Annotated in this window: 18 protein-coding genes, 18 tRNA genes, 3 rRNA genes and 1 pseudogene; 2 read left to right on the top strand and 38 right to left on the bottom strand. The window is 52.2% G+C overall.

Translation table 11 applies throughout. The features are described from left to right. The first annotated feature begins 254 nt into the window (after positions 1-254). Positions 255-1,016, top strand: a complete 762-nt coding sequence (locus B0W44_RS09370; protein ID WP_077719813.1) for a DeoR/GlpR family DNA-binding transcription regulator — start codon at positions 255-257, stop codon at positions 1,014-1,016. 51 nt (positions 1,017-1,067) lie between these two features. Here the strand turns inward: B0W44_RS09370 and B0W44_RS09365 are convergent, their stop codons facing one another. From B0W44_RS09365 to B0W44_RS09220, 31 genes and pseudogenes are all read right to left on the bottom strand, one after another. Next, positions 1,068-1,769: an MgtC/SapB family protein gene (locus B0W44_RS09365; protein WP_077719812.1), complete on the bottom strand. Its 702-nt coding sequence runs from the start codon at positions 1,767-1,769 to the stop codon at positions 1,068-1,070. Between the two features lie 21 nt (positions 1,770-1,790). Then, positions 1,791-1,985 carry a glycerol-3-phosphate responsive antiterminator gene (locus B0W44_RS09360; protein ID WP_077719811.1) on the bottom strand — a complete coding sequence of 65 codons (195 nt, stop codon included), beginning with the start codon at positions 1,983-1,985 and terminating at the stop codon, positions 1,791-1,793. A gap of 71 nt (positions 1,986-2,056) precedes the next feature. Beyond that, positions 2,057-2,206 carry a beta/alpha barrel domain-containing protein gene (locus B0W44_RS18115; RefSeq protein ID WP_169835510.1) on the bottom strand — a complete coding sequence of 50 codons (150 nt, stop codon included), beginning with the start codon at positions 2,204-2,206 and terminating at the stop codon, positions 2,057-2,059. A gap of 277 nt (positions 2,207-2,483) precedes the next feature. Next, positions 2,484-3,143, bottom strand: coding sequence for an MBL fold metallo-hydrolase (locus tag B0W44_RS09355; protein ID WP_169835509.1), 660 nt, complete (start codon positions 3,141-3,143; stop codon positions 2,484-2,486). A 133-nt stretch (positions 3,144-3,276) separates the two neighbouring features. After that, a pseudogene (locus B0W44_RS18525) lies at positions 3,277-3,495 on the bottom strand (carbohydrate ABC transporter permease); the annotation flags it as partial. A 125-nt stretch (positions 3,496-3,620) separates the two neighbouring features. Further along, positions 3,621-4,004: an OsmC family protein gene (locus tag B0W44_RS09345; protein ID WP_077721321.1), complete on the bottom strand. Its 384-nt coding sequence runs from the start codon at positions 4,002-4,004 to the stop codon at positions 3,621-3,623. Between the two features lie 16 nt (positions 4,005-4,020). Beyond that, on the bottom strand, positions 4,021-4,749 hold the full coding sequence (locus tag B0W44_RS09340; RefSeq protein ID WP_077719809.1) for a hypothetical protein: 729 nt from the start codon (positions 4,747-4,749) through the stop codon (positions 4,021-4,023). A 13-nt stretch (positions 4,750-4,762) separates the two neighbouring features. Next, positions 4,763-5,482: a cytochrome c biogenesis CcdA family protein gene (locus B0W44_RS09335; RefSeq protein WP_077719808.1), complete on the bottom strand. Its 720-nt coding sequence runs from the start codon at positions 5,480-5,482 to the stop codon at positions 4,763-4,765. Between the two features lie 13 nt (positions 5,483-5,495). Beyond that, positions 5,496-6,065, bottom strand: a complete 570-nt coding sequence (locus tag B0W44_RS09330; RefSeq protein ID WP_077719807.1) for a TlpA family protein disulfide reductase — start codon at positions 6,063-6,065, stop codon at positions 5,496-5,498. Positions 6,066-6,303: 238 nt separating this feature from the next. Next, on the bottom strand, positions 6,304-6,510 hold the full coding sequence (gene copZ / locus B0W44_RS09325) for a copper chaperone CopZ (protein WP_077719806.1): 207 nt from the start codon (positions 6,508-6,510) through the stop codon (positions 6,304-6,306). A 175-nt stretch (positions 6,511-6,685) separates the two neighbouring features. Beyond that, a tRNA-Pro gene (locus tag B0W44_RS09320) sits at positions 6,686-6,762 on the bottom strand. A 143-nt stretch (positions 6,763-6,905) separates the two neighbouring features. Beyond that, positions 6,906-6,991: transfer RNA gene (locus B0W44_RS09315), tRNA-Leu, on the bottom strand. A gap of 13 nt (positions 6,992-7,004) precedes the next feature. Beyond that, a tRNA-Arg gene (locus B0W44_RS09310) sits at positions 7,005-7,081 on the bottom strand. Positions 7,082-7,094: 13 nt separating this feature from the next. Beyond that, a tRNA-Leu gene (locus B0W44_RS09305) sits at positions 7,095-7,182 on the bottom strand. Between the two features lie 4 nt (positions 7,183-7,186). Then, positions 7,187-7,276: transfer RNA gene (locus B0W44_RS09300), tRNA-Leu, on the bottom strand. A 48-nt stretch (positions 7,277-7,324) separates the two neighbouring features. After that, positions 7,325-7,398 (bottom strand) — tRNA-Cys (locus B0W44_RS09295). A gap of 17 nt (positions 7,399-7,415) precedes the next feature. Further along, positions 7,416-7,490: transfer RNA gene (locus B0W44_RS09290), tRNA-Gly, on the bottom strand. 6 nt (positions 7,491-7,496) lie between these two features. Further along, positions 7,497-7,571, bottom strand: a tRNA-Gln gene (locus B0W44_RS09285). Between the two features lie 14 nt (positions 7,572-7,585). Beyond that, a tRNA-His gene (locus B0W44_RS09280) sits at positions 7,586-7,661 on the bottom strand. 7 nt (positions 7,662-7,668) lie between these two features. Beyond that, a tRNA-Trp gene (locus B0W44_RS09275) sits at positions 7,669-7,742 on the bottom strand. 55 nt (positions 7,743-7,797) lie between these two features. Further along, a tRNA-Tyr gene (locus B0W44_RS09270) sits at positions 7,798-7,882 on the bottom strand. A gap of 14 nt (positions 7,883-7,896) precedes the next feature. After that, positions 7,897-7,972, bottom strand: a tRNA-Thr gene (locus B0W44_RS09265). A 14-nt stretch (positions 7,973-7,986) separates the two neighbouring features. Further along, positions 7,987-8,062: transfer RNA gene (locus tag B0W44_RS09260), tRNA-Phe, on the bottom strand. Between the two features lie 153 nt (positions 8,063-8,215). Further along, positions 8,216-8,292 (bottom strand) — tRNA-Asp (locus B0W44_RS09255). A gap of 9 nt (positions 8,293-8,301) precedes the next feature. Beyond that, positions 8,302-8,378, bottom strand: a tRNA-Met gene (locus B0W44_RS09250). Positions 8,379-8,381: 3 nt separating this feature from the next. Further along, positions 8,382-8,457: transfer RNA gene (locus B0W44_RS09245), tRNA-Val, on the bottom strand. 1 nt (position 8,458) lies between these two features. Then, positions 8,459-8,534 (bottom strand) — tRNA-Glu (locus B0W44_RS09240). 15 nt (positions 8,535-8,549) lie between these two features. Beyond that, positions 8,550-8,642: transfer RNA gene (locus tag B0W44_RS09235), tRNA-Ser, on the bottom strand. Between the two features lie 34 nt (positions 8,643-8,676). Then, positions 8,677-8,793, bottom strand: a 5S ribosomal RNA gene (rrf, locus tag B0W44_RS09230). Between the two features lie 34 nt (positions 8,794-8,827). Continuing rightward, positions 8,828-11,861 (bottom strand): 23S ribosomal RNA (locus tag B0W44_RS09225). Between the two features lie 156 nt (positions 11,862-12,017). Next, positions 12,018-13,577: ribosomal RNA gene (locus B0W44_RS09220) — 16S ribosomal RNA — on the bottom strand. The 16S, 23S and 5S rRNA genes sit together here with 18 tRNA genes alongside, the layout of an rRNA operon. A gap of 358 nt (positions 13,578-13,935) precedes the next feature. Between B0W44_RS09220 and B0W44_RS09215 the strand changes: the two genes are divergently transcribed. Next, positions 13,936-14,286: a DUF2614 family zinc ribbon-containing protein gene (locus B0W44_RS09215; RefSeq protein ID WP_077719805.1), complete on the top strand. Its 351-nt coding sequence runs from the start codon at positions 13,936-13,938 to the stop codon at positions 14,284-14,286. Between the two features lie 81 nt (positions 14,287-14,367). Here B0W44_RS09215 and perR read toward each other — a convergent pair whose 3' ends face one another. The 7 genes from perR to B0W44_RS09180 form a co-directional block, all read right to left on the bottom strand. Further along, on the bottom strand, positions 14,368-14,811 hold the full coding sequence (perR, locus tag B0W44_RS09210; protein WP_077719804.1) for a peroxide-responsive transcriptional repressor PerR: 444 nt from the start codon (positions 14,809-14,811) through the stop codon (positions 14,368-14,370). A gap of 98 nt (positions 14,812-14,909) precedes the next feature. Next, positions 14,910-15,191, bottom strand: coding sequence for a cyclic-di-AMP receptor (locus tag B0W44_RS09205; RefSeq protein ID WP_418304093.1), 282 nt, complete (start codon positions 15,189-15,191; stop codon positions 14,910-14,912). Continuing rightward, entirely contained in the window at positions 15,160-15,867 is a 708-nt protein-coding gene (gene nth, locus B0W44_RS09200; protein WP_077719802.1) for an endonuclease III, read from the bottom strand. Before nth ends, B0W44_RS09205 begins: the two co-directional genes overlap by 32 nt. 100 nt (positions 15,868-15,967) lie before the next feature. Further along, positions 15,968-16,912 (bottom strand): D-2-hydroxyacid dehydrogenase, encoded by a 945-nt coding sequence (locus B0W44_RS09195; protein ID WP_257788072.1) that lies wholly within the window; start codon positions 16,910-16,912, stop codon positions 15,968-15,970. 70 nt (positions 16,913-16,982) lie between these two features. Next, positions 16,983-18,110 (bottom strand): DUF4097 family beta strand repeat-containing protein, encoded by a 1,128-nt coding sequence (locus B0W44_RS09190; protein ID WP_077719800.1) that lies wholly within the window; start codon positions 18,108-18,110, stop codon positions 16,983-16,985. After that, on the bottom strand, positions 18,107-18,673 hold the full coding sequence (locus B0W44_RS09185) for a hypothetical protein (RefSeq protein WP_077719799.1): 567 nt from the start codon (positions 18,671-18,673) through the stop codon (positions 18,107-18,109). The genes B0W44_RS09190 and B0W44_RS09185 overlap by 4 nt, the downstream gene beginning before the upstream one ends. Positions 18,674-19,057: 384 nt before the next feature. Next, entirely contained in the window at positions 19,058-19,654 is a 597-nt protein-coding gene (locus tag B0W44_RS09180; RefSeq protein WP_169835507.1) for an RNA polymerase sigma factor, read from the bottom strand. Between the last annotated feature and the right edge of the window lie 103 nt (positions 19,655-19,757).

Here is a 19,757-nt window from a genome sequence, read left to right as displayed (position 1 = left end):
AACACCCTCTTTACATATTATAAAGACTCCTGCCAAATTCGGTTTCGTCAAGTTGTGTATCTCGCGTGTTCCACGCCAATGCTCATGTGTGTTTGTTTTAATTTAAAATATCCGTGATTTAACCTTTTGATCGCTCAAAATTGCCCTTGATTGCCTATTTATCATTATTTAAAATGAAATACACATGCCGCGTAACGTTAAGAACATGGGCCATCGTACTGGTCCCAATCAACGTACAAGTGAGGTTGACCCACATGCTCCCACTGGAAAGGCAAAGGAAAATACTGCAATTTGTGAAACAACACGACGTCGCCACCGTCTCAGAATTGGCTAAGCACTTTCACGTTCACGAAGCGACGATTCGGCGCGATCTCTCGACTTTGGAAAAGGAAGGGAGACTGAAGCGCACTCACGGCGGTGTCATGATTGAGGAAGAAGTTCACTCAGAACCGCCCTTTCAAGAACGAGAGTCCGTACAATTTGAAGAAAAAAAACGAATCGGAAAGCGGGCAGCAGAGCTCGTGGAAGATGGAGACAACATTATTCTTGACTCTGGAACGACCACTTTGCGCGTTGCTGAGTCGATCGCCCACAAGAAAAACTTAACCGTCATCACGAACGACATTAATATTGCTGCCAATTTGCGTTTCGCCAAGTCTATCAAAGTGATCGTCACAGGGGGGATTTTGTTTCCCGAAAGCTACATGCTTAACGGCATGATTACCGATGAAGTTCTCGAATCCCTCCACGTTCACAAAGCGTTTATTGGAACACCGGCTCTTCACCACCAACATGGCCTGACTCACTTCGATGAGTATTTAGTCCCAGCGAAACGCGGCATGATCCGTGCAGCCAAACAAGTGATTGTAGTCGCAGACCACACGAAGATTGGGCGTGTATCCCTGCACACAGTGGTCAATACAAAACACGTGCACGATTTGGTTACCGGAGAGGAAGTCGATGAACATGACATACAAAAGTGGCGAGATGAAGGAGTGCGCGTCCATCTCGCATAAACGGCAACCTTGAAGGCAAACAAAGTGTCAGTCGGCTTATTGATCCCTCCTTTACGTCGTGAACTTGCGCAACTGCACTTCTTTGACGCCGTGAATGTTGTGCAGTCGATTCACAAGTTCGAGGGAATCTTTCTTGGCTGGCATCCGAATGCGGAACTTGACGACAGTGAGGGCCGCTTCCTCTCCGCCCTGTTTGGTTGAAAAGGTCACTTTGCGGACGTCTACCCTCTCTTTGTCCAGGACGTCGCTAATGTCCACGAGCGTTCCTTCCACGTCTTCAACCGTGATGTTCAGCTCTTTCACTTTTTTCGTCTTCGCAAACCGGACCTCGACCCCTCTCAGCACGACCACGCTGATTAACACGATGCCTGTTGTCGCGACGGCGGGGAAGTAAAACCCCGCTCCCACACTTAAACCGATGGCCGCCACAACCCACAGTGTCGCGGCCGTCGTCAATCCGGAAACCACCATGTTGGAATGGCGCAAAATGGCACCGGCACCGAGAAACCCGATGCCGCTCACCACCTGCGCGGCGAGCCGGGCCGGGTCGAAACGGGCGTTCGGATGGTCGACGAGATCGCCGAAGCCGTAAATAGACGTCAACATAATGAGTGCGGAACCGACGGAGACGAGTAAGTGGGTTTTAAACCCCGCCTGCTTATTGCGCCGTTCCCGCTCCCATCCGATAATTCCGCCGAGTACCGCCGCGAGGATTAGCCTTTCTGCGACAGCCGCGTAATCGATGTCTAACATCTTCGCAGACCTCCATTTGTTTTACTCATTCCCGTCTTGCCATTGCCAAAGTTGTTGGGTCGAAGTTGAAATACCGATAGCCCCGCATTTAAGTGCTGTCTCCACATCAGTCAACTCCGTGATCAAACCACCGGCCATAATCGGCAAATGGTGCTTCATTCCAATGCGTTTTAACGATACGGGGAACCACCACTCCCGGTAATACCTCAATCGCATCGGGTTGGGTACCTAAACTGAATCAAACGCAAACAATCGTTGAATGGTCAACAAGTGATGCCGTTTGGCGGTTAAGATAATGTTGGAGCCGTCGTCACCGAACCGTCGGCTCCAATCTTATGCGCCAAAAAGCGTACTCCCATCTGCTCTTTTCCAATATCGCCAATTGGATGGACGAAAGCCACATTTTCCAGTTTCTTGAATCTCTGCAACTGTCTCACCAGTTTAATTTTAACACGTTTAGCGCCATTTTAGTGATTAGAACAGATGGCTTAGTACACGTTTTCCTGCGGACTGAAGTGCCTCGATCACTTGATCTGCACCGTCGCTCAATTAGGTCCCCAACGTAAATCGCTCCGTCTAAATCAAAAGATATAATCGGAAAAGATAGTCTTCATTCAGCCCTCGCCACTTAAAACAAAATATCCCAAGCCGTCAAAGCCCATCGAGGTCGATACAGCTTGGGATGCCTCCCAATCTCTCCCTTTACTCACATACTCACATACTGATGTTCATGAAGTCGAATCCGAGTGTCACTTTCTGCCTAACTGCTGGCGTTGCTCGTTTTAACACGGCTTCATACGGTTCCCCGTCCGTCAAGTGGACGAGTACGACTTTGTCTATCTGCTCCATTTCATAGTACTGTATGATACTGTTCAAACTGGTATGATGAGGTAGTTGTTTTTCTGCAGTCGTCGCTTCGTGAATTAAGACGTCAATTTTCGGCTCTCGCTTAATCCGCTCGTTCGGCATCGTGTCAGCCGAGTACATGAGCACCTGGTCATTGTGCACGAGCTTTAGCCCGACTGTCTCTCCAACGTGTTGACTGGGAAATGTCGAGAGATACAAGTTCTGGTCGCTCACCAAAACCGTTTCCTTACGCCACTCGTACGTCACGATGTGAATGTCAAATGCCACAGGCCACTTCTTGACTTCCAAAACGTCCAACCAACGCTGAAGTCGCTCACGGTCACCGGTGGAGCAATGTAGCGTCAGTGGTTTTGTCCTTCCGCCGAGCCACATCCCCCACAGCAATGAAGGAAGTCCGTAAATGTGATCGATATGAAAATGAGTGAAGACGACCTGCTCAATGTCATCGAGGGGAACATTGAGTCTCTTCAGTTTGCCGAGGGGATCCCCTCCCACATCAACGAGCACACTGCCTTGCCCGCGGCGCAGCAGGAAATACGTATTGTCCCTTACCGCGCTGCCCCTGCACTCGCGGTTCCCAATAAAACGACTTCCATCTCCATCCCTCTTTCTAATCGTCTGCCTATCACAGGAAGAAGCCTTATCTAATACCGGAATGCATGAAACGCGTCACAAACCGTTTCTGGAAAATGAAGGACGCGACCAACAGAGGAAAGATCACCACAATCGTCGCGGCCGTCACCGTCCCCCACTGTACCCCGTCTCAAACGATTGGGCGAAAATGGCGATGCCGACGGTAAAGGGACGGCTCTCCACAGTAGTTGGTAACTATGAGTGGCCACATAAAGTTGCTCCGGTGTGTTCTGATCTTCGACGCCTCTTCCAGTCACGACATTGGCAAATGGCGCCGAGGCCTAGAATACGGTCCCAATCACCGTCAGATTGTGTATGCGCTTTATGGCGGATATGTCAACAAACGAGACTTTATTCAACAATTTCAAACGTTTCTGTGACATCTATACTGTTTTTAACAGACTGAACCATCGGGCAATTTTTACGAGCCAACGCCATCGCCCTCTCAACCTTATCCTTTTTCAGGTTTTGTCCGCGAATGACAAAGTGCAGCTGTAACCTTTCGATGCGGTTCGCTTCCGCCTCATTCCGCTCCACTTGAACCGAAACCTTTATGTCGTCACATGGTATCCGCATCTTTGCCATCACTTTATTTAATACGATGGCGCTACATCCTGCAACGGATGCAGCCATCAACTGGAAGGGGCGAAATCCTTGCTGTTCGTCAGACGATACATGCAAGGAGCCGTACGCAGTTTCAGTCACAAATCCACGTTCTTCCCTTTTAAGTTCCATGAAGCATTCCCCCATCTCACAATTTGCTCTCGCTTCTCCTTTGATCCTGGTAAACTTTAGCTGTGAAACCTGCCAGTGCCAATATAACACCAGCCCACTGCTCTTTCGTCAACAAAAACTTAAAACTTCCGGTGTGGAAGTCGGCAAACGACGTCACGATGTACACAGTCCCGATCCAGAGTGAGGTCAGGCTAAAAACACGTCCGTTTTCTAACCGCCTCCACTTGCGGAAGATCCATATGACCAACGGCAGTAACAGAATAATTCGGTATACGTGCAGCGGATGGTAAACATCATGGCCGTTCCCCCAAATCTGCCACAATGTGGTGGTATTTCCCAAGTCTTTAAACAAAACGTTGTAGGCGATGACGCTCAACAAACCAGAAACGGCCATAACGTCAGCTGTAGCCCAAAGTAACGGAGAATGAAAAGTTTTCCACGCCAGCCAACAGGCTGTCAGCAGAATTGCCAAGAGAAAAGATACGTCCGTTCCTGACAGATAGAGCAATATAGCCGGGTTTCGCCACACTTGACCCGGGTTGAACAGCGCCGGGCTGAATTTGTATACGACGAGGGCCATCAACCATGCAGTCGGCAGCCATTCGATGACGGTTTTCCGTACGAAACGGGATTCCGGGGACAACCTTTCCGCCAGCCAAACCGATATAAAAACGAACAGCGCGATTGCAACGACGTGCAAGGGGAGAAAAAGGGGTCCGACGTTAATCATGACCGGATCACACATCGTCACTCCCCCATTAAAATCCTGTAAACCCGCCGTAAAGGTCGATCAACGTCGTCGTAATTTTGGTCATGTGTCCGGTGTACAACAGTATCCCCGTCAGCACCATAACCGCTCCGCCAATTTTCATAATTTTAGAAGAATACTTTAAAATCCACCGCGTGCGACCAATGAAAAAGGCCATGATAAAGAACGGCAACGCAAACCCCAAGGTGTAAGCCGTGATATACGCTAGCCCTTGCGAAGGGTTGGACGCACTTAACAGCAACACCGCGGTCAAAATCGGTCCGATACACGGTGTCCACCCTGCTGCGAAGCCCATACCGACAAGTGCGGAGCCAACATATCCCGCCGGCTTGCGGTTGACGGACCACTTCCTTTCTTTCATTAAAAAGGACGGTTTAATGACACCCATGACAAAAAGCCCCATAGCGATAATCAAGATGCCGCCCAGCATGCGGATCAAGTCTTGATTCCCGATAAAAATCTGCCCGATCCAGGAAGCGGACAAACCTAACGCAAAAAAGATAATGGAAAAGCCGACGATAAAAAACAGCGTGTGGAACATCGTGAGTTTACGTATCTTCCCAGTTTGCTCATCCCCTTTTAGCTGACTGACCGACACACCCGTGATGTAGGAGATGTAAGACGGGTAAAGGGGGAGACAGCACGGTGATATAAACGACAGCACCCCTGCTCCGAATGCCAGCCAGAGTGTCACATCGGCTACTTCCACAAGATCACCTCCTTCACTCCGTTAACTCTTCCATGATATCTCGAATCTGTTGCTCCGTCATCGCCCCTTGAATGCGGTGTGTAATGATCCCTTTCTCGTCCACGACAAACGTCGTGGGGATGGCCACAGCTTGATACGTCGTCGCCACATCTCCCGTTTCGTCCAACGGAATGGGGAAGGTGTAGCCGTTTTCTTCGATATACTGGCTCATATTGTCGAAGTCGTCGTTAAAGGCAAGATCCACCATATGAAAATTGACTTGCTCACCGTACTGTTCGTACGCTTCCTGTAAGTGGGGCATTTCCACTTTGCACGGCGGACACCATGAAGCCCAGAAATTAATGAGCGACGGTTTCCCATTATTTTCATATAAGCGCACCGTTTCCCCCGACAGCGTCTCGAGTTCGAAGTCTGGTGCTGCAAACCCCTCCTGCGGTTTCACGTCGCGATCAGGTTGTATAGGGCCAACTGCTTCCTGTCTCTTTTCGCCAGCGGTTTCTTCCTCTTTCGACTGATTCACAACAACCGCTCCTACCACAAGTAACAATATCGCCAAACCGAAAAGGACATTTCGCCAACGCATCGGTGTCACCTCACCTTCATTTTAAACGGTTCATGTAACAGTATGGACCCGAATTGTTAAGATTTTATAAAGAACCCCAAAACGGATGTTTATCGACAAAACCACACGTTATACTCTCCGCTTACTACTATACTATCCACCGGAACGTAAGAAAAACCCCATGCGAAGGCGAATGCACCCGGATGTTTGAAAACAAAAAAATAATAAGGCAGGAGCACTGCCCCTGCCGTTCGGTCGATTACTTCACGTCATATCCCTGTTCTTCAATCGCTTGTTTCATTTGGCTTTCTGTCACTTGGTTCTCGTTGTACGTGACATCTGCTGAATTTGTTTTTAAATTGACTGAGACTTCTTTCACGCCGTTTAAACTACTGAGAGCTCCTTCTACGGCGCGCTTGCAATGGTCACATGTCATCCCGTTAATCTTGAATGTTTTGACGGCCAACGCTGTTTCCCCTCCTTTCAAAGCAATTTCATCACGCAAAGAGGAGAAGCGACATGATACCGGTATATGGTATACGACTGGCTTCAAAATGTCAAGTAATGGTGCCGAACAGACAAAAAAACCACTTTTTTAAAGTGGGTGCGTTTAATTAAAGCTTCGTATGCGGCTTTTTGGATGGTCGGGGTGACAGGATTTGAACCTGCGACCCCCTGCTCCCAAAGCAGGTGCTCTACCAAGCTGAGCCACACCCCGTAACCTTTTCACTGTCACGTATTATTTTACCAGCATTTGTCTCCCATCGCAAATACCGTTAACCGAGAGATGTAGAAAGCCAAAGGTTTGCTACAATGAAAGAGTTTCAGCGTACACTGAAACCCTAGATGAGGACATCAATATGGTGCCGAAGGTGGGAGTCGAACCCACATGGTCAAAGACCACACGATTTTGAGTCGTGCGCGTCTGCCAATTCCGCCACTTCGGCATTTTAAATAAAATGGCGTGCCCTGAGAGATTCGAACTCCCGACCTTCTGATTCGTAGTCAGACGCTCTATCCAGCTGAGCTAAGGGCACACGCATTGTTAAATGGTGCGGACGAAGGGACTTGAACCCCCACGGTCGTAATGACCACAAGATCCTGAATCTTGCGCGTCTGCCAATTCCGCCACGTCCGCCTATTGGTGCCGAGGGAGGGACTCGAACCCTCACGGAGGTTAACCCTCCCCAGGATTTTAAGTCCTGTGCGTCTGCCAGTTCCGCCACCCCGGCGAAATAAGTGTCGCATCTCTGCCTCTCACAAAATGATCACGCTATAAGTGGAGGCGGCACCCGGATTCGAACCGGGGATAAAGGTTTTGCAGACCTCTGCCTTACCACTTGGCTATGCCGCCGCTTAAGCGGGATAAAATGGAGCGGAAGACGGGATTCGAACCCGCGACCCTCGCCTTGGCAAGGCGATGCTCTACCCCTGAGCCACTTCCGCTTATTATGGCTGGGGAGGCAGGATTCGAACCTGCGCATCACGGAGTCAAAGTCCGTTGCCTTACCACTTGGCTACTCCCCAAAATTCAAATGCTGTGGGGCGACCGATGGGAATCGAACCCATGAATGCCGGAGCCACAATCCGGTGCGTTAACCACTTCGCCACGGCCGCCGTATTATGGCAGGGGCGGCAGGAATCGAACCCGCATCGATGGTTTTGGAGACCACTGTTCTACCATTGAACTACGCCCCTACACAAGGTGCCCCATGATGCGGGCAGACAGACGCTGATAAGGATGAGCTATCCATGGTGGAGGGAGAAGGATTCGAACCTTCGAAGGCAACGCCAGCAGATTTACAGTCTGCCCCGTTTGACCACTTCGGTATCCCTCCATATTTCTAACCACTGGTGCCGGCGAGAGGACTTGAACCCCCAACCTACTGATTACAAGTCAGTTGCTCTACCAGTTGAGCTACACCGGCAAACAGAGTTAAAATGGTGGTTCGGGACGGAATCGAACCGCCGACACGAGGATTTTCAGTCCTCTGCTCTACCGACTGAGCTACCGAACCGCGCTGCGTTGGGTTTTCAGGTTTTAGCGAGCTTTTTTCGCTTTCAGGAAAGGAGGAGTACCTCCATTTTCTGGCTTAAATACGACTGCAGTGACGAATACCATATTAACATGTTTGCGCTTAGTAAGTCAACACTTGACGAAAAGTAAAGGATGGCGGAGCTGACGGGATTCGAACCCGCGATCTCCTGCGTGACAGGCAGGCATGTTAGGCCTCTACACCACAGCTCCAAGGGATATTGGTTGCGGGGACAGGATTTGAACCTGTGACCTTCGGGTTATGAGCCCGACGAGCTACCTGACTGCTCCACCCCGCGGCATGGTGGACGGTGACGGGATCGAACCGCCGACCCCCTGCTTGTAAGGCAGGTGCTCTCCCAGCTGAGCTAACCGTCCGTGGTGACCCGTAGGGGATTCGAACCCCTGAATGCCAGCGTGAAAGGCTGGTGTGTTAACCGCTTCACCAACGGGCCTTACCAGTTCAGAGATGGCGGAGAGGGAGGGATTCGAACCCTCGAGACGGGGTTACCCGCCTACACGATTTCCAATCGTGCTCCTTCGGCCAACTCGGACACCTCTCCGTGTTAGAGGTGAAATTATTATTTTCACATTTTCGCCTGGCAGCGACCTACTCTCCCAGGGGCTCTCGCCCCGAGTACCATCGGCGCTGGAGGGCTTAACGGTCGTGTTCGGCATGGGTACGCGTGTGTCCCCTCCGCTATGGCCACCAGACAGCATTCCCTCAAAACTGGTCGGAAGCATTCTCTCGATTAAGCCCTCGACCGATTCGTATCCGTCAGCTCAACGTGTTACCACGCTTACACCTCGGACCGATCCACCTCGTCTTCTCCAAGGGGTCTTACCCAAGCACCTGAGTGCCTGGTGGGAAATCTCATCTTGAGGGGGGCTTCACGCTTAGATGCTTTCAGCGCTTATCCCGGCCACACGTGGCTACCCAGCGATGCCCTTGGCAGAACAACTGGTCCACCAGCGGTGTGTCCGTCCCGGTCCTCTCGTACTAAGGACGGCTCCTCTTCAGATTTCCTGCGCCCACGACAGATAGGGACCGAACTGTCTCACGACGTTCTGAACCCAGCTCGCGTACCGCTTTAATGGGCGAACAGCCCAACCCTTGGGACCTGCTTCAGCCCCAGGATGCGATGAGCCGACATCGAGGTGCCAAACCTCCCCGTCGATGTGGACTCTTGGGGGAGATAAGCCTGTTATCCCCGGGGTAGCTTTTATCCGTTGAGCGATGGCCCTTCCACTCAGAACCACCGGATCACTAAGTCCGACTTTCGTCCCTGCTCGACCTGTCAGTCTCGCAGTCAAGCTCCCTTCTGCCTTTACACTCCTCACGCGATGTCCAACCGCGCTGAGGGAACCTTCGAGCGCCTCCGTTACCTTTTAGGAGGCGACCGCCCCAGTCAAACTGCCCACCTGACAATGTCCCGCCACCGGCTCACGGCGGTCGGTTAGGATTTAACCATGATGAGGGTGGTATCCCACCGGCGCCTCCCTCGATCCTGGCGAACCGATTTCTCTGGCTCCCACCTATCCTGTACACATCATCGCCAAATCCACTATCAGGCTGCAGTCAAGCTCCACGGGGTCTTTCCGTCTTGTCGTGGGTAATGCGCATCTTCACGCATACTACAATTTCACCGGGCCTCTCGTTGAGACAGTGTCCAAGTCGTTACGCCTTTCGTGCGGGTCGGAACTTACCCGACAAGGAATTTCGCTACCTTAGGACCGTTATAGTTACGGCCGCCGTTTACTGGGGCTTCGGTTCAGACCTTCGCTTCCGCTAAGTCCTCCCCTTAACCTTCCAGCACCGGGCAGGCGTCAGCCCCTATACGTCGCCTTGCGGCTTCGCAGAGACCTGTGTTTTTGCTAAACAGTCGCTTGGACCTCTTCACTGCGGCCCCCTCAGGCAACCTCTCGGCCACCCTAACGGGGCACCCCTTCTCCCAAAGTTACGGGGCCATTTTGCCGAGTTCCTTAACGAGAGTTCTCCCGTGCGCCTTAGGATCCTCTCCTCGCCTACCTGTGTCGGTTTGCGGTACGGGCACCGCGCTCCTCGCTAGAGGCTTTTCTTGTCAGTGTGGGTGCAGGGACTTCGCTACTCTAAGTTTCACTCCCCATCACGGCTCAAGATCCTCGCAACGCGGGATTTGCCTCGCGCTGCTCTCTCACCGCTTGGACAGGCACATCCATCCGCCTGCTCCCCTGCCCTCCTGCGTCCCCCCTTCGCTCAATCGGAACGCGGTGGTACAGGAATCTCCACCTGTTCTCCATCGCCTACGCTCTTCAGCCTCGGCTTAGGTCCCGACTTACCCTGAGCGGACGAACCTTCCTCAGGAACCCTTAGGCTTTCGGCGGAGGGGATTCTCACCCCTCTTATCGTTACTCATACCGGCATTCTCACTACCCAGCGCTCCACATTCCCTCCCGGAAATCCTTCGCTGCACTGGGTACGCTCCCCTACCACGGTGTCCCGCCCATAGCTTCGGTGATCCGTTTAGCCCCGGTACATTTTCGGCGCGACGTCACTTGACCAGTGAGCTTTTACGCACTCTTTCAATGATGGCTGCTTCTAAGCCAACATCCTGGTTGTCTCGGCAACGCCACATCCTTTCCCACTTAACGGATACTTCGGGACCTTAGCTGATGGTCTGGGTTGTTCCCCTCTCGACGTCGAATCTTAGCACCCGACGTCTGACTCCCAGGAACCGAATCAACGGCATTCGGAGTTTGACTGCGATCGGTAACCCGTCGAGGGCCCCTCACGCAATCAGTGCTCTACCTCCGCGATTCTTCCCCTGAGGCTAGCCCTAAAGCTATTTCGGGGAGAACCAGCTATCTCCGAGTTCGATTGGCATTTCACCCCTACCCACCCCTCATCCCCGCCTTTTTCAACAGACGTGGGTGCGGGCCTCCAGTCGGTGTTACCCGACCTTCACCCTGGACATGGGTAGATCACTCGGTTTCGGGTCGACGACGCGCAACTAAAATCGCCCTCTTCAGACTCGCTTTCGCTACGGCTCCGCGTCTCCCGCTTAACCTCGCTACGCATCGTCACTCGCCGGTCCATTCTACAAAAGGTACGCCGTCATCCAGATTACCCGGACTCCGACTGCTTGTAGGCACACGGTTTCAGGTTCTCTTTCACTCCCCTCCCGGGGTGCTTTTCACCTTTCCCTCACGGTACTGGTGCGCTATCGGTCGCCAGGGAGTATTTAGCCTTGGGAGGTGGGCCTCCCTGCTTCCCACGGGGTTCCCCGTGCCCCGCGGTACTCGGGGTCCGTCTCGGAGCGGACAGAATTTCGCCTACAGGATTCTTACCTTCTCTGATGGGCCGTTCCAGGCCGCTTCGGCTATCCCGTCCGTTTCTCACTCCTTATGAGACGCCCCACAACCCCCGGCACTCAACTCAAACCCACTACGCATATGATAAATGCGTCTTGTGGATCTCAGTTGAGTGCCGGGTTTGGGCTGTTTCCGTTTCGCTCGCCGCTACTCAGGAAATCGCTTTGAGCACCCACGAAAGGTTCCCTTTCGCGGGGCCCGCCTTGCTTTCTTTTCCTCAGGGTACTAAGATGTTTCAGTTCCCCTGGTTGCCCTCCGCTGCCTATGCATTCAGCAACGGATGCTCTCCTATGAAAGAGAGCGGGTTCCCCCATTCGGACATCCCCGGATCTACGCCTGCTTACGGCTCCCCGAGGCATTTCGGTGTTCGCCCCGTCCTTCGTCGGCTCCTGGCGCCTAGGCATCCACCGTGCGCCCTTTCTCGCTTAATCGTTCTCGACATGACTCTCGTCATCCCGGTGAATGCTTCCGATCCAGTTTTCAAGGAACACATCCGCCCCTCCACGGGACGGCAGAGACCATTCTCTTCTGAGAATGTCTCCCTCAAAACTAAACGAACAAGCCGAACGCCTTTTTTTACTCCGTAGAAAGGAGGTGATCCAGCCGCACCTTCCGATACGGCTACCTTGTTACGACTTCACCCCAATCATCTGTCCCACCTTCGGCGGCTGGCTCCTTACGGTTGCCTCACCGACTTCGGGTGTTACAGACTCTCGTGGTGTGACGGGCGGTGTGTACAAGGCCCGGGAACGTATTCACCGCGGCATGCTGATCCGCGATTACTAGCGATTCCTCCTTCACGCAGGCGAGTTGCAGCCTGCGATCCGAACTGAGACTGGCTTTTTAGGGATTGGCTCCGCGTCACCGCTTCGCTGCCCTCTGTACCAGCCATTGTAGCACGTGTGTCGCCCAGGACATAAGGGGCATGATGATTTGACGTCATCCCCACCTTCCTCCAGCTTGTCACTGGCAGTCAGCTTAGAGTGCCCAACTCAATGCTGGCAACTAAGCTCAAGGGTTGCGCTCGTTGCGGGACTTAACCCAACATCTCACGACACGAGCTGACGACAACCATGCACCACCTGTCTCTCTGTCCCCGAAGGGAAACCTCTATCTCTAGAGGGGTCAGAGGATGTCAAGCCCTGGTAAGGTTCTTCGCGTTGCTTCGAATTAAACCACATGCTCCACCGCTTGTGCGGGCCCCCGTCAATTCCTTTGAGTTTCAGCCTTGCGGCCGTACTCCCCAGGCGGAGTGCTTAATGTGTTTACTTCGGCACTAAGGGCGTGACGCCCCTAACACCTAGCACTCATCGTTTACGGCGTGGACTACCAGGGTATCTAATCCTGTTCGCTCCCCACGCTTTCGCGCCTCAGCGTCAGTTACAGGCCAGAGAGCCGCCTTCGCCACTGGTGTTCCTCCCGATCTCTACGCATTTCACCGCTACACCGGGAATTCCGCTCCCCTCTCCTGCACTCAAGTCCCCCAGTTTCCAATGCCATCCCACGGTTGAGCCGTGGCCTTTCACATCAGACTTAAGAGACCGCCTGCGCGCCCTTTACGCCCAATAATTCCGGACAACGCTCGCCCCCTACGTGTTACCGCGGCTGCTGGCACGTAGTTAGCCGGGGCTTCCTCCTGTGGTACCGTCACGCTAAGAGCATGCCCTCTCCTAGCCGTTCTTCCCACATGACAGAGCTTTACAACCCGAAGGCCGTCCTCGCTCACGCGGCGTTGCTCGGTCAGGGTTCCCCCCATTGCCGAAAATTCCCTACTGCTGCCTCCCGTAGGAGTCTGGGCCGTGTCTCAGTCCCAGTGTGGCCGGTCACCCTCTCAGGTCGGCTACGCATCGTCGCCTTGGTGAGCCCTTACCTCACCAACTAGCTAATGCGCCGCGGGCCCATCTGCAAGTGACGACTTCCGCCGCCTTTTAAGGCTCCCCCATGCGGAAAAGCCTCTTATCCGGTATTAGCTCCGGTTTCCCGCAGTTATCCCGGTCTTGCAGGCAGGTTGCCCACGTGTTACTCACCCGTCCGCCGCTGGTTCCACCATCCGCCCCCGAAGGGGCGGTCGGCTTCACCCGCACGACTTGCATGTATTAGGCACGCCGCCAGCGTTCGTCCTGAGCCAGGATCAAACTCTCCATTCATCATGGTCTGTCCGCAGCTCAGCTGCGTAACACTTTCTTCAGAAGCCAAACAGGCTCCTTGTACGAAACAAGCTGTTCCAAGCTCTTGGGGCGTTGGCTTGTTCGTTCAGTTTTCAAGGAACATTCGCGCTCTCGCCTGAAAGGCGACATCCTACATCTTATCACGCAGGGCGTTTGCTGTCAATACGCTATTTCTTTCCATTCGCACCTGCGCAGCACTTTTTCACCGCTCTCGGAGCGGCAAGACATATCCTACCACGCATCTGACAAGACGTCAACAGGAAAGTTAAATTTTTATATTCCAGGCGGTTGTAGTATACTGAAAACACAGATTCGAATCGCACCTGGAGGGACATCAATGCTTTTGGCAAGCAAATTAAATAAATTGAGGACTATTGCACTCGGACTCGTTTTTCTCGGCATCATCGTCATGTACTTTGGCTTCCTGTGGCCGTCATGGATGGTTTTCTTTTTCATCTTCGGTCTCGTCGTCATGCTTTCAAGTTTCGGAATATACTTTTGGGCCGGGATGTTGTCCACTCAGGCCGTGCAAGTACAATGTCCCGAATGTGGAAAAATCACGAAAATGTTAGGAACGACCGATCAGTGCATGTTCTGTAAAACGACACTGTCACTGGATCCGAAATACGCTCCCGATTCAAAAAAAGACGGTTCCTCGAGTGACAGAAATCAGCTCCATAAACATTAAAAGATCCTGAACTTTTTACCAGGATCTTTTTACTGCAGACAAAGTCCTATCCATATCCGATCGCTGTCGCAGAGGGTAGGGTTACTGAGCTATCACATTCTGTTTTTGCTGGCACTCTTTACATACCCCATACACTTCCATTCGGTGAGAGTGAATGAGAAACCCCGTCTCCTCAGCGGCTTGACGCTCGACAGGATCGAGTGAAGGGTATTCGAAGTCCTTTATCTTTCCGCACTGCGTGCATATGGCGTGGTAATGATCCACCGTATTGGCATCATAGCGACTAGAGGAGTCACCGTACGTCAGCTCGCGTACAAGACCTGCTTCTTTGAACACGCGCAAGTTGTTGTAGACGGTCGCGACACTCATGTTCGGAAATCTCGGTTCTAAAGCTCTGTAAATTTCATCAGCTGTCGGATGAGTCATTGTTTCCATAAGATATGTCAATATGGCATGACGCTGAGGTGTCATTCGGACACCTTTGGCCTTCAGCTGATCTACCGCATGTTTCAATCGCTCCGCCATCGTCATGCACACCTCGCTTTGAATTGAGCATCATTATCAATTGATAATGCTTATAATATAGTCTATGCTGTAAGCCACAATTTTGTCAACAAATGCGGTCAAGATTGTTGTTTATTCGTATGCACGAACGCTCCACCCGCTTCGGCATCCAACACGATAGCCAAGACGCTCTGGGCTGACGAAGTGTGACCGTTCTGTGCCTTCAAATCGTCCACGATCCCTAACAGCCTGGATACTTCGTCATCCTCAACCCCAATGAGGTAAGTGGCATTCCCTCTTCTCAAAAATCCCCCCTCACTCGCCAGCCGAGTGACCCGATAGTTGTTCTGTTCCAATTTCTCCAGAAGATCAGGGGCGATCTTTTGACCTGCTATGCACATCACCACTTTCACCAGATTTCCTCCTTTCTTTAGGATGGCGTGATCTTCCGTACCAACAGTACGGCAAAAGGTCGCAATCGAGGCATCGCGGCTTGCGCGCGACACAAATGCGCCGCCCATGCCAAATCAACCAATGGTGCGCCTTTGACCACTGTGATCTCGGAATTTTGCGCATGAGTTGTCGCTCTGTTTCCAGTGGGTTTTCGCTATCGGCCAGTGCTAACCGGTTCGACACCCGTTGAACGTGAGTGTCAACGGCCAGAGCAGGGACACCGAACGCGTTGCTCAAGACGACATTAGCCGTTTTGCGCCCAACTCCAGGTAACGCCTCCAACGCCTTGCGGTCTTTAGGCACTTTCCCATCGTACTTCTCATACAGAATACGACATGTGGCGAGAATGTTGCGGCTTTTGTTTTTATACAAACCGAGTCCACGAATTTCCTCCTGCAGCTGTTCCTCAGTTAAGGGCAAAAAATCTTCAGGCGTGTTGTATTTTGCAAACAGTCGTGCCGTCACTTCGTTCACGCGTTTGTCCGTGCACTGTGCGGACAATATCGTCGCAATTAACAGCTCAAATGGGGTGCGAAAATGAAGTTCACATTTTGCTTCTGGATACATCCGCTCTAGTGTTTCCAATATTTTCTTCGTCTGGACTCGTTTTGGCTTCGGTCTCATTTTCCAGATCTTCCTCCCGTCTTTTCACCGTTATTATACACTTCCCAGAACATAAGAAAAACAGGAGAAAACCGCTCTCCTGTTCACAGCCAAAGGTCCGTCAATACTGCCTCGTCACGTCGATAACGTTTTGCATTTTTTCAATCTCGCCGCGCGTGTAGTAAGACAAGTTCTCGATAAACAAATCGACGCCTCGGGTCATGTACATTGGGGACAAGCCGGAAATGTGCGGAGTCACCATCACATTGTCCATCGTCCAGAAGGGATGGTCTTCGGGCAACGGTTCTTCATCGAACACATCCAGCACTGCTCCGGCAATCCTCTTTTGTTCCAACGCTTCAACGAGCGCCGCCTCATCGACAACAGGACCCCGGGCGACATTGATCAAGTAAGCAGTCTCTTTCATCGAGGCAATCGCTTCGCGGTCGATGAGGCGGCGAGTACTCGGAATTAACGGAACCGCGACGACGACGAAGTCACTTCTAGCGAGGACCTTCTTCAAATCGTGAGTCGCCCATGTCTCGTCAACGCCCTCGACTGAACGTCCATCTGTGTTAACCCCGAGTGTGTACATGCCGAACACTCTTGCCCGACGGGCAATCTCACGTCCGATGGCCCCGACCCCGACGATCCCGAGGGACTTGTCCCACAACTCCGTCACACGCAACCGTTTTGCCCAGCGCTTCTCCCGTTGCGCTTGTGCCAGCTCGCCCATGCGGCGAGATATGTGTAACATGGCGGCAAAAGTGTATTCCGCCATCGGAATGGCGTGGATTCCCCGAACGTTCGTCAGCAAGATGCCGCGATCCTGCAATTTCGGAAAGGGGAGAGTTTCCAGACCGGCACTCATGACGTGAATCCATTTCAAACGGGGAGCCTCATCCAACGTTTCTTCGCCAATTCCGTTTCCGAAAGCCACCAGCACATCTGCCTCGGTTAAAGCGCTCCTCCCTTCTTCCGGGTTTGCCGCATAAATGAATCGATGTTGGGGAAACTGTTTTGACAAGCGCTGCTGATGTTTCTCGCTCATATTCGTTGTGGACAAAATGTTCAAACGCCGTCCCTCCCATAAGCTGACAGTTAACGCCAGAGTGGTTTTACCTTACCTGTCAGCGTTAATCCGTAGTTTTCCGGATTTTAATGTTGCCGACGTCACTTTTTAACCGAACTGTGTACGTCCCATCCCCGATGGTACCAGTACTTTTTTTCCCGTCTCCGTCATGGTTGTATAAAGGAACTTCGCTCGTCACATGTCCGACATCTGTCTCAGCTTCAATGACAGTGCCACTCGATTCGGGCAAAACGACTTCAATCGCGCCTAAATCTGTATCAGCTTCCCAGTTTCCGGAAAGCTGTTGACTTTGAATCAAAATCTTCCCGTTGTCTGTTTTCGCGATCACGTCTCCGCCAGCATTTTCCACATGGACCGCACCGTTCGTCGCCTTCGCTTCGACAGACCCTCCCGTATCGATAGCTGTGATAACGCCGTTGTCCGTCTCAAAGTTCCCATTACCCTCGATGCCTTTCACTTCAATCTTGCCGTTGTCCGAGTGAACGAACACGTTTCCCCCTATTTCTTCCACCCGAATGTCTCCGTTATCACTGTCTACCATAACTGAGAAATGGGCTGGGACGTTCACATTTAATGCGATAGGCCGCGAATCTTGAAAACCGAACCTCCATGTTCTGTCTCCAGATCTGTCGGCTCTCACCGAAACGAGATCGCTCGTCTTATCAATGTCAAAATGGATGTCTCTCGCGGGGGCGGTTGGCTTGTGTCCACGGGGAAACAGTAAAGTCGGCTCAATCACGATGTCCGACCTTTCATGCGGCACAACCTTGACATGACCGCTTTCATACTCTAATTGTAAACGCTCTTGCCCATCAATGGAAACCGTGACCGGTTCCAAAGTATGTCTTTCCCAGTTTTCTCCTAAGGAAACATCGAAAACGTCACGGTCAAATGAAAAACTCAATCCCCACTGCTGCACACCGGCTATGACGTTTCCGGCAGCGACGATCACGCCTACCAACACAATCCCGACGACGTCCAGCCGAACCGGCCTTTCCGTTCGCCGGTATAAAAACATGATTTCCACACCTAGGGCGACAAGTAAAACAGGCCACCAGGGCAACACAACCATGATGAGGTCCGATTCCGTCCACTGATCGAACAAATACGCTAACCCGATCAGAATAAGGGAACTCGCGACCGTCCACCTTCCCGCCTTCACAGCTTTCATATGCGATCCCCTCTTCCCCGGCGCAACTGCTGCCAGATGAGCCAAACGCCACTTAAAAGTAACAGCACGGCAAACAACGTCTGAAAATGGCGGAACAGCCAATCCAGAACAGGATTGGGGAGCAGAAAGTTGATGAGCAAGACCACCCCGAGGGCCATGAGGGCAATGCCAGCCCAGTGAGATCCTTCACTGTACCGAGTGTCATACACTTCGTCTGGCCATTCGGAATCCCTGTCAGTCGGGCTGTGGAGAACTGCGTCGGAAGCGAACAACTCGCTGGACGCATACTTCTTTTCCACCTTTTGCAATGCATCAAAAATACCGTAAAAGTAAATGACCGGTATCATGAGACCAAAAAACGTCACTAAGGCGATACTAATGGGAAAAACGATATAAATGCCTAAAACGACCAGTGCAACGATCAGGGCAATGTTCACAAAGAGTGCACACATTATGCCTAACCCGAGACCGATAAATCCAAGGTACATGTGCCCGGTCCCTGGCAACAAAATGGACAGTACGGCGCTGATCCACTTGTCTCTCGTCTTTCGCTTGCGCTCCATGTCTTTCCCTCCAGGTCCTTGTTAAAACACATTCGAGATTTTTCCTGCCATTTCCGTGACGGCCCAGCCGATTTTTAAAGCGTAAACGGTGAACGCTTGCAGTCCTGAGGAACTGTCCGCTTCCACCCGACTCACCATGGAACATAAGGCAAATGTTGCCGCACTCGCCACCCACAGGTGGTTCCACGTTGCCCATCGGTTTCGCGCGGGTCGGCCGTAGGGGGGCACGAGGCCGGTTCCACGCGTTCCATCACGTTGTCGACAAAACGTGCCGAAGGTGTTTGCAGTTTTAAATTGGAGAGGTCTTGCTCGAACTGTCGCATCTCTTGCCACGTGCGAGCACACCCAGGACACGAAGCGAGATGCTGTTGCAAACGGATGTCTTCAACGTTTGCTTGACTGAGGCGACGCCACAACTGTTCTTGAGCTTCCCGGCAAGTCACGCCCGTTCACCTCCTGCCACCTTTGAAACAATCGCTTTTTGCCGCGAACGATTCTCGTCTGGACTGTTTTGTGCGGAACGTTGAGTTGGGCGGCTATTTCTTTGACGGACAGCTCTTGTCCGAAATACATCAACAGTACATCACGATAGTGTTGGGGAAGTTCATGAATCAAGAGAAATAGACGGTTGCTCGTGTCCCGGTTCACCACTTGCTCCTCCAAGGAATCGTCCGACGGGTACACATCTCGTAAGGCCAGTTCTTTACTCGTTTCTTTTTTCGCCCTCGAACGTGTCCAATCAATGACTTTGTGATGTGCGATCCGATACAACCATGTCGAAAAGCGGGCCCGACCGTCAAAACTAGGGAGAGAGCGGTACACTTGCAAAAACGTCTCCTGCGCCAAGTCTTCTGCCAGTTCCCGCTGTTTGACCATGTGGACAATTTTCGTGAAGACGAACGCCTCATACCGTTCCACCAGTTGACGGAACGCCCTGTTGTCGCCTTTTTTCGCCCGCTCAACCAGTTCTTCGTCTGTCACGCCTCGCCCCCTCCTTCTCCTACAACACTTGACGTAATACCGGTTCAATCGCCTTCAAAATCTCGGAAAAAAATGAAGGCCGATTAACGGCCCCATGTATACT

Origin of the sequence: Novibacillus thermophilus (assembly GCF_002005165.1) — a bacterium.
GTDB classification, from domain to species: domain Bacteria; phylum Bacillota; class Bacilli; order Thermoactinomycetales; family Novibacillaceae; genus Novibacillus; species Novibacillus thermophilus.
This window is presented reverse-complemented; position numbering and strand designations above follow the sequence as displayed.

Coding starts and splice junctions, on each gene's coding strand:
- B0W44_RS09370 (WP_077719813.1), top strand. CDS start 255: ATGCTCCCACTGGAAAGGCAAAGGAAAATACTGCAATTTGTGAAACAA.
- B0W44_RS09365 (WP_077719812.1), bottom strand. CDS start 1,769: ATGTTAGACATCGATTACGCGGCTGTCGCAGAAAGGCTAATCCTCGCG.
- B0W44_RS09360 (WP_077719811.1), bottom strand. CDS start 1,985: ATGCGATTGAGGTATTACCGGGAGTGGTGGTTCCCCGTATCGTTAAAA.
- B0W44_RS09345 (WP_077721321.1), bottom strand. CDS start 4,004: ATGGAACTTAAAAGGGAAGAACGTGGATTTGTGACTGAAACTGCGTAC.
- B0W44_RS09340 (WP_077719809.1), bottom strand. CDS start 4,749: ATGTGTGATCCGGTCATGATTAACGTCGGACCCCTTTTTCTCCCCTTG.
- B0W44_RS09330 (WP_077719807.1), bottom strand. CDS start 6,065: ATGCGTTGGCGAAATGTCCTTTTCGGTTTGGCGATATTGTTACTTGTG.
- B0W44_RS09215 (WP_077719805.1), top strand. CDS start 13,936: ATGCTTTTGGCAAGCAAATTAAATAAATTGAGGACTATTGCACTCGGA.
- perR (WP_077719804.1), bottom strand. CDS start 14,811: ATGGCGGAGCGATTGAAACATGCGGTAGATCAGCTGAAGGCCAAAGGT.
- B0W44_RS09205 (WP_418304093.1), bottom strand. CDS start 15,191: ATGTGCATAGCAGGTCAAAAGATCGCCCCTGATCTTCTGGAGAAATTG.
- nth (WP_077719802.1), bottom strand. CDS start 15,867: ATGAGACCGAAGCCAAAACGAGTCCAGACGAAGAAAATATTGGAAACA.
- B0W44_RS09190 (WP_077719800.1), bottom strand. CDS start 18,110: ATGAAAGCTGTGAAGGCGGGAAGGTGGACGGTCGCGAGTTCCCTTATT.
- B0W44_RS09185 (WP_077719799.1), bottom strand. CDS start 18,673: ATGGAGCGCAAGCGAAAGACGAGAGACAAGTGGATCAGCGCCGTACTG.